General features: G+C 44.5%; 7 protein-coding genes. 3 read left to right on the top strand and 4 right to left on the bottom strand.

Annotated features, from left to right (window positions below):
* Window positions 1–10 precede the first annotated feature (10 nt).
* The 3 genes from ACED59_RS15065 to ACED59_RS15075 all read left to right on the top strand — a co-directional run bounded on the left by ACED59_RS15065 (window position 11) and on the right by ACED59_RS15075 (window position 2,569).
* Window positions 11–1,261 carry a hypothetical protein gene (locus ACED59_RS15065; protein WP_371704968.1) on the top strand — a complete coding sequence of 417 codons (1,251 nt, stop codon included), beginning with the start codon at window positions 11–13 and terminating at the stop codon, window positions 1,259–1,261.
* Between the two features lie 11 nt (window positions 1,262–1,272).
* Entirely contained in the window at window positions 1,273–1,668 is a 396-nt protein-coding gene (locus ACED59_RS15070) for a phosphate ABC transporter substrate-binding protein (RefSeq protein ID WP_009846438.1), read from the top strand.
* 319 nt (window positions 1,669–1,987) lie between these two features.
* Complete coding sequence (locus ACED59_RS15075; RefSeq protein ID WP_017104255.1) at window positions 1,988–2,569, top strand: TetR/AcrR family transcriptional regulator; 582 nt, start codon at window positions 1,988–1,990, stop codon at window positions 2,567–2,569.
* A gap of 134 nt (window positions 2,570–2,703) precedes the next feature.
* Here ACED59_RS15075 and ACED59_RS15080 read toward each other — a convergent pair whose 3' ends face one another.
* From ACED59_RS15080 to ACED59_RS15095, 4 genes are read right to left on the bottom strand one after another with little or no spacing between them, the layout of a single operon-like run.
* A complete protein-coding gene (locus ACED59_RS15080; protein WP_012603668.1) occupies window positions 2,704–3,321 on the bottom strand; it encodes a CDP-alcohol phosphatidyltransferase family protein in 618 nt (205 codons plus the stop codon).
* Window positions 3,311–3,961, bottom strand: a complete 651-nt coding sequence (locus ACED59_RS15085) for an ATP-binding cassette domain-containing protein (protein WP_012603669.1) — start codon at window positions 3,959–3,961, stop codon at window positions 3,311–3,313. The genes ACED59_RS15080 and ACED59_RS15085 overlap by 11 nt, the downstream gene beginning before the upstream one ends.
* Entirely contained in the window at window positions 3,927–5,627 is a 1,701-nt protein-coding gene (locus tag ACED59_RS15090; protein WP_017098651.1) for an ABC transporter permease, read from the bottom strand. Before ACED59_RS15090 ends, ACED59_RS15085 begins: the two co-directional genes overlap by 35 nt.
* Window positions 5,628–5,632: 5 nt before the next feature.
* Window positions 5,633–6,799: an ABC transporter substrate-binding protein gene (locus ACED59_RS15095; protein WP_029224023.1), complete on the bottom strand. Its 1,167-nt coding sequence runs from the start codon at window positions 6,797–6,799 to the stop codon at window positions 5,633–5,635.
* Window positions 6,800–7,064 lie beyond the last annotated feature (265 nt).

Below are 7,064 nucleotides of genomic sequence, written 5' to 3' on the forward strand. Positions count from 1 at the left end.
GAGAACAACAATGACTAACTCCTCTTTTCGCTTATTGCCGTTAGCGGTAGCACTTGCGACTTCATTCGCTGCACACGCTACAGATGAGCAAAAATTGGCTGAGCTTGAGAACAAGGTCGCTATTCTTGAAGCAAAAGAACTAAATTCAGTCGCTGATAAATTTAGCTTCAATGGTTTTGCGTCTTTGAACATGCAACTTGGTAACAATAGCCATGGTTTCATGAAGTCACAAAACAAAGTACGCTTTGATGAAGGTTCTCTAATTGGTTTGCAAGGTGAGTTTGAAGTTAACGACTCTACTTCAGCTGTAGTGCAAATGGTTGCTCGCGGTAACAAGAAAGAAAACTGGACACCGGATGTTGAGTGGGCATTTCTAAGCCATAAAGTAACACCAAATTTGACAGTCCGTGGCGGTAAGCTACGTCTTCCTCTGTTCATGTACTCTGACTACCTAGAAGTGGGTTACGCTCAAACAAGCGTTCGCGTTCCTAGTGAAGTTTATGGTTCTGTGGTTCTTACGTCACTTACTGGTGGTGATTTCATCTATGACGTTGAGTTAGACGACAGCACTGTATCATTCCAAGGTTTCGTAGGTTCACAAAAGCTTTCAGCGTCTAAGCATAGCTACAATGCTGATACGCAGTTTGATGACATCGCTGGTGGTGTGATCAACTGGACAGACGACACTTGGACTTTACGTACGGTTTACGCTCAAGCAGTGGTAAGCTCAACAACAAACTGGAACGTTAAGAATAAGCCACCTATTTTAAACACAACGTTTAACGATGAGAAAGCGAAGTTCTACGGTGTTGGTGGTCGATACGACAACGGTAACCTATCGCTAGTTTCAGAAGTTACTCGTACAACGGTTGAAGGTTTCTATCACGATGTAGATTCTGCTTACCTGACAACGGCTTACCGTGTGAACGAATTCACGCCTTACGTAACTGTAACGCACATGGAATCGACAGACGATGCAGAACGTAACAACCAGGTTAAACGTCAATACGTAAACATGGTTAAGAACCCAAGTGCTGCTACTAAATATGCTTTCGGCTCTGCAGCCGCTATCTCTAGCAACATGAATATCCAACGCACAACTTACAGCATCGGTACTCGTTGGGACTTTATGCCTAATATCGCGCTGAAAGGTGATGTTAGCTACCTAACCAACTTCGGTTCAACTAATGGTGGTGTTAACGCATCTTACAAGAACGAAGACAACATCTTGTACACAGTTAAAGTTGACGCGGTATTTTAAGGAAGAGAATTATGTTTAAAAAAGCATTGGTAGCCGCTGCTCTTCTTAGCAGCATGAACGCTTTCGCTGGTTTGGTTGTTGTTGGCAACCCATCAATGAATGAGCTTGACGCTTCAACAGTTAAAAAACTGTATCTAGGTAAAGCAAAGTCTCTACAGATTGAAGCGGTAGACTTGGAAGACGGTCACCCACTTAAGGGTACTTTTCACCAAGCAATTACAAAGAAGACAGAAGCACAGCTTCAAGCTTACTGGGCAAAGCGAGTATTTACGGGTAAAGGTCAACCACCTAAAGCTGTAGGTCAAGAAAGCTTAGCGAAAGACATGGTCGCTAGCTCTTCAAACAAAATTGCTTATATCGATGACTCTTTAGTTGATAGCTCAGTTAAGGTTCTTCTAAAGCTTTAAGTTTGAGCTATAAAATAAAAGCTTGAGCTGCAAAGTAAAGGCTTTTCGTGTGGCGCTCTAATAGGGCGCCACTCTTACATTGGCTTACATACTGCTCGAACTCTCTTACTTACCGCTTACAATCGCTTGTCAATTCCCTATCTTATTGTTTAATAAGGCAATCTTGCTGGTTGCTTTTTGCTCTATTTTCTAAAAAATCCAAATTTTTTATATTTTTATTCATTTAGTTTGTTTGATATAAAAATGGGCATGTTGAGATTATTTGGTTGAGTTATAGAATGCGCGGGTAATATAAACAAATAGGTGAGGATACAATCTGATGCTAAATGACAAAAGAACAAAAATCTTGAGCTCAGCAGAAAAGCTATTTATTTCTCAGCCTTATAGTAAAGTTTCAATTCGGTCTATTGCTAAGTCTGCGGGTGTAAGCCCCGCGTTAATTCTTTATTACTTTAATAACAAAGAGCAATTGTTTGATCAGCTCATCGAAGAGCATACAAGTCGTTTTCAAGATCAGTTCTCAAAGTATCAGAGAGTGGATGGAATACAACTACAACACTTACTTTCTGAACTTATCGAGTTTTGGGAAGCTTCGCCTAACATCTTTTTACTATTCACTTTTGGCGGAAGTTCATACAATTACGAAAATGTTCAACGCCTTAAAGAGTCTAAGTTTGGTTACACCTACAATAAGACTCTTGAAAATCTTCTTTATTTAGTTGATGGCTGTAACGAGTCAAACTTTCATTATTACCAGATGCTGGTTACGTCGTTAGTGTCTCAACCATATCTAGCAAACAAGCAACAAAAATATAACAATGACAACTCTACGTTTAACCTTATGCAATACCAAGAGGTTATAGCTAGCTTATTTAAAGAAGAGACTCGCTTTGCTTATTAAATAACTGCTTATTAAATGAATTATTCGTAAGTTACATTTTGGGTTTTTAAGTCTTAACTCCTAATTCCTCAAAAACTGACACGAAAAAACGCCGCTCATTTGAGCGGCGTTTTTATTTATGAGAAATGCACACCCTAGCTAGTTTGATCCTTGAGTGTCTGGAATCCAAAGTAAATTCGCATGAACGTAGTTAGCCAGCACGCGGTGCCAAAGGTGTAGGCGATAACAGCAAAGTGTTGAGGCCAAATACAGAACGCGATGAAACAAGCGATGGTTTCAGTGCCTTCGGTTAGCCCTGACATGTAGTACAGAGACTTATGCTTATAGACTGGGTTTTCGATGCCTCGTTTGCCTGCCATCACGGCAAACGCCAAAAAGCTGCTGCCAGTACCGATAAAAGAGAAGATCAAAAACGCACCGGCAATGGCGTTGTGTTCTGGGTTCGCAATAACAAAGCCAAAAGGAATTAACGAATAGAAAAGGAAATCGAGGCTGATGTCGAGAAAACCGCCAGCGTCACTAATGCCTTGGATTCGAGCCAAAGCCCCATCAAGCCCATCACATACTCGGTTGAACACAATGAAGCCTAGCGCCCATTCGTAATGTTGAAATGCCAACGCCGGAAACGCTAAACACCCGACCAGAAAGCCAAATAAGGTGGTTTGATTTGCCGTGATACCGAATTGACTCAGCAACTTAGCTGATTGGTTTAATGGCCACTTAATGACCTTGATGGAGTACTTATCCAGCATGATGACTCCTCCATGGCCAAGACAGCACTTGCGCCCCTTGAGGTACGTCAGCTTCGTCGTGCGTGACCATTAATGTTGGGATATTTGCTTTTGTCAGCTGTTCGAAGACCCAATCGCGAAATTGTGCTCTTAACTCTTGGTCTAACTTACTAAACGGTTCGTCGAGTAGGGCGAGCTTCGGCTTCGCCAATAACATACGAGTTAAGCTGATTCTTGCACGTTGACCGCCAGATATTTGATCCGGGAAAGACTCTGCCAAGTGAGTTAGCTCTATGTCTTTTAGTGCAGCCATCGCTTGCTGTTGACGAGCGGAGCCCTTAATTGAATTAGGCAGAGAGAACGCCAAGTTTTCCCATACCTTGAGGTGAGGGAACAACAAGTCATCTTGAAAAAGAATACCGACTTCACGCTGATGTGAAGGCAGGTCATCCAGCTGAATGTCGTTCAAAATAACGGTGCCAGAATACGAAAACTCATCATTTAAGTGCCCAGCTACGGCGTCCAACAAGGTCGATTTTCCGCAGCCGCTCGGCCCCATCAAAGCCAATACTTGGCCTGATTCTAATGTTACGTTTAGCGCTGAAAACAGCGATACACCATCGTTTTTACGGATGGCGAGGTCGTTGAGGTGCAGACTCATTCGTTAGAAAACCTTTAAAAGTAAGACGGCGATATCTGAGTTGAAGTCGGCTGACTAATATCGCTAAAGAGAAAAAGAACAGAGGCAATAGGGCCTGCCAAATGGCATAGATAGCTGTCACTCTGCGGTCGAAACCACTGGTAAGGGCAACGGCTTCTGTGGTGATTGTGCTAATACGGCCCGCGCCGAGCATCAAGGTGGGTAAGTACTGAGCCAAACTTACGCTGATCCCGACCGCCCAAGCAAAGGCAATAGCGGGTAACAAGATAGGCAGCTTGATGGAGTACCAGCTTTGAAATGGCGATTTACCCAAGCTCAACGAGGCTTTTATCAGGCCGTCATTGAAGCTTTTCCAAGGGCCATCCAAAGACAGATACACAAACGGGAAAGCAAAGAAAACATGCGCCCAAATTACCCAAAATTCATAGGCGCTGCTGCCGATATAAAGCGTGGTCACTTGCATGCCGAACAATACCGAGAGTTGAGGTATCAACATGGGAATCGCGATAATAAAGCCCGGAACTTGCCACTTGTATTTGATTCGGTACTCATGAGCTACCAGCGCGAGTAATAAAGCAACGGAAGCGGCAATAAGGCCAATCCACAAGCTTTGCCCGACGGTGCTCATGATGCCATCCCACTCAAACTCCCAGAAACGCTTGCTGTAGCGACTTGGAAGTAAATCAGGGAAACGCCAACGTTGGGCAACACTCCAAATCCCCATTAGTGGAATGATCAGTAGTGACAATGCAGCAAGCACTGCGAAGATCGTTTTTCCTGGAAGGTTAATACCTGTTCTTCCTGAATATTGCCAAGTTCTAAAGTACTTGAGAATTGCCCATTCGATTAGACGCGCTAGGGCGATGATCAACGAAGCTAAACCGAATAAAACGATGGCGCCAGCGGCAGCTCGTGGCAATAGATTAAGGTCTGGGTCGTTAAACCATTGCCATACCAAAACGGCAAAGGTCGGCGGATTGGTTGGGCCAATGATCAGAGCGATGTCGACAACCGATACGCTGTAAGCAAGCACCGCCAACATAGGGAAGCGAAGCTTGGTAAACCATTGTGGGAAAATACACTTCCACCAGATCTGAGCACGGCTATAACCCAGAGAGGCACTGACCTTAGTGATGCGTTCAACATCGATTTGTTGAAGTATCGAAATGCTCATCAGCAATAAGAAGGGCACTTCTTTGAGTGCGAGCATAATGATTAGGCCAAACGCGTAAGGATCTTTTATCAGCAAAGCCAATTCAGAGCTTGTAGCCGATTCACCAAGTAAGTGATGCACGGCTCTTGCGCCAAGCCCTGTTGGGCTAAACAGAAAAGCAAAGCCGATAGCGAAAGCCACATGCGGAATGGCAAGCATTGGCGATAGCGTTAGCTCAATCTTTCTCCAATACTTGTTTCCCCAAGAAGCCTGAAGAATACAAAAGGTCAGGAAGCAGGCAATGTAGCTGCTGGCGACCGCTGAACCTAGGCTCAAACCAATAGAGTGCCAAGCCCCTTCCCATTGAAAGACTTGGTTAAAACCGTTGAGTGTTGGTTCCTCTAAACCTAGGGGCGGGATGAAACTCAGTGACGAGGCCACTACTCCCGCTACCCCAGGAATCGTAGGGATAATGCACACAGCTATAACAACATAATATAGAGCGCGTAGCATGAATTTTAGTTACCGTATCGCTTAAGCCACTCTTTCTCGAGCGCGTTTTGCCAGCTTGGGTGTGGTTCATCAATCGATTTAAATTGTTGAGTATTCTTAGCGCTACCAGTCAGGTACTTGCTGCTTAATACAGAAGGATCACCCCAAACATTGAGGTCGCCTTTGCGCGATTGTGCTTCTGGGCTCAACAAGAAGTTGATGGTTACCTGAGCGCCAGCACTTGCATTAGCATTCCAAGGAATCGCAAGGAAGTGAATGTTAGACAGAGCACCGCTTTCTAGAGCATAGGCCTTGGTAGTTTCAGCTAGGCGGCCACTTGATTGTGCTGAATAGACAGAATTTGGGTTAAAGGTAATCGCTAAATCGAGCTGACCATCATCCAGAAGTTGGATACTTTCCGATGTGCCCGCTGGGAATTGTTTACCACCGCGCCATGCCACTTTATGGAATTTATCTAAGTAAGCCCAAAGTGGTGCAGTAACTTCTTGGAAGTTGTCTTCCGAAACAGGTTGAGCCAGTGCAGGGTTGTTGTCTGTTAGCTCAATCAGTAGAGACTTGATGAAGCTGGTGCCATGAAATTCAGGTGGGCGAGGGTAGCTTAAGCGGTTAGGGAAAGCTTGAGCGTAGCTCAACATCTCTGAAAACGATTGTGGCGGATTGTTTAGTGTCTCTTGGTCGTGGATGAACACAAGTTGTCCGACGCCCCAAGGTGCTTCTAAGCCTTCGGTTGGCTCCGAGAAATCGACATCAATTGGTAAAGATTTATCAACGTACTTCCAGTTTGGAAGTGATTCTGTGAATGGTCCAAATAACAGCGCATTGTCTTTCATCGAGCGGAAGTTCTCACCATTAATCCAAACGATATCGACACTGCCTTCGCTGTTCTTGCCTGCGGCTTTTTCTGCAAGTAGTCGAGTAGTCGTTTCAGCAATGTCGGTTACTTTTACATGCTTTAAGGTCACACCGTAGTCACTTTGTAACTCCTTGCCTGCCCATTGTAGGTAACGATTAATTTCTTGGCTTCCGCCCCAAGCGTGAAAGTAGACAGTTTGTCCCTCTGCCTGCTGTTCTATTTGGTTCCAGCTATTGGTTGATGTTGCTTCATCAGCGTAAATGGCTGCGCTGTATGCAACGGTTGCCATGATTCCTAACGTACTTACTATCTTGTTCATAAACTTTTCCATTTGGTAGTGAACGGGCAAGAGCATTGTATTTTCAAACTCCCTAGGGCGTGTTGACCTTTCGTGGTTAAATTTTGTTCGAGATAAAAGCGTTATAATCGCGGCGAGGGGGAAGTAGCCTAGTCACTCTAAGCAAATCTCCCTCAACAAAGAGTAAAACGCTTTTTGCGGGGGCGCCCAGCTCGAACCCTTCGGGCAGCGTTTGCTGGTCATTTCTACTACGTTATCGGCTTCTCATGTAGGCTAGCTACACATC

The sequence above is a fragment of the Vibrio sp. FF266 genome (assembly GCF_041439695.1).
Lineage (GTDB): Bacteria > Pseudomonadota > Gammaproteobacteria > Enterobacterales > Vibrionaceae > Vibrio > Vibrio tasmaniensis_A.

Coding starts and splice junctions, on each gene's coding strand:
- ACED59_RS15065 (WP_371704968.1), top strand. CDS start 11: ATGACTAACTCCTCTTTTCGCTTATTGCCGTTAGCGGTAGCACTTGCG.
- ACED59_RS15075 (WP_017104255.1), top strand. CDS start 1,988: ATGCTAAATGACAAAAGAACAAAAATCTTGAGCTCAGCAGAAAAGCTA.
- ACED59_RS15095 (WP_029224023.1), bottom strand. CDS start 6,799: ATGAACAAGATAGTAAGTACGTTAGGAATCATGGCAACCGTTGCATAC.
- ACED59_RS15085 (WP_012603669.1), bottom strand. CDS start 3,961: ATGAGTCTGCACCTCAACGACCTCGCCATCCGTAAAAACGATGGTGTA.
- ACED59_RS15090 (WP_017098651.1), bottom strand. CDS start 5,627: ATGCTACGCGCTCTATATTATGTTGTTATAGCTGTGTGCATTATCCCT.
- ACED59_RS15080 (WP_012603668.1), bottom strand. CDS start 3,321: ATGCTGGATAAGTACTCCATCAAGGTCATTAAGTGGCCATTAAACCAA.
- ACED59_RS15070 (WP_009846438.1), top strand. CDS start 1,273: ATGTTTAAAAAAGCATTGGTAGCCGCTGCTCTTCTTAGCAGCATGAAC.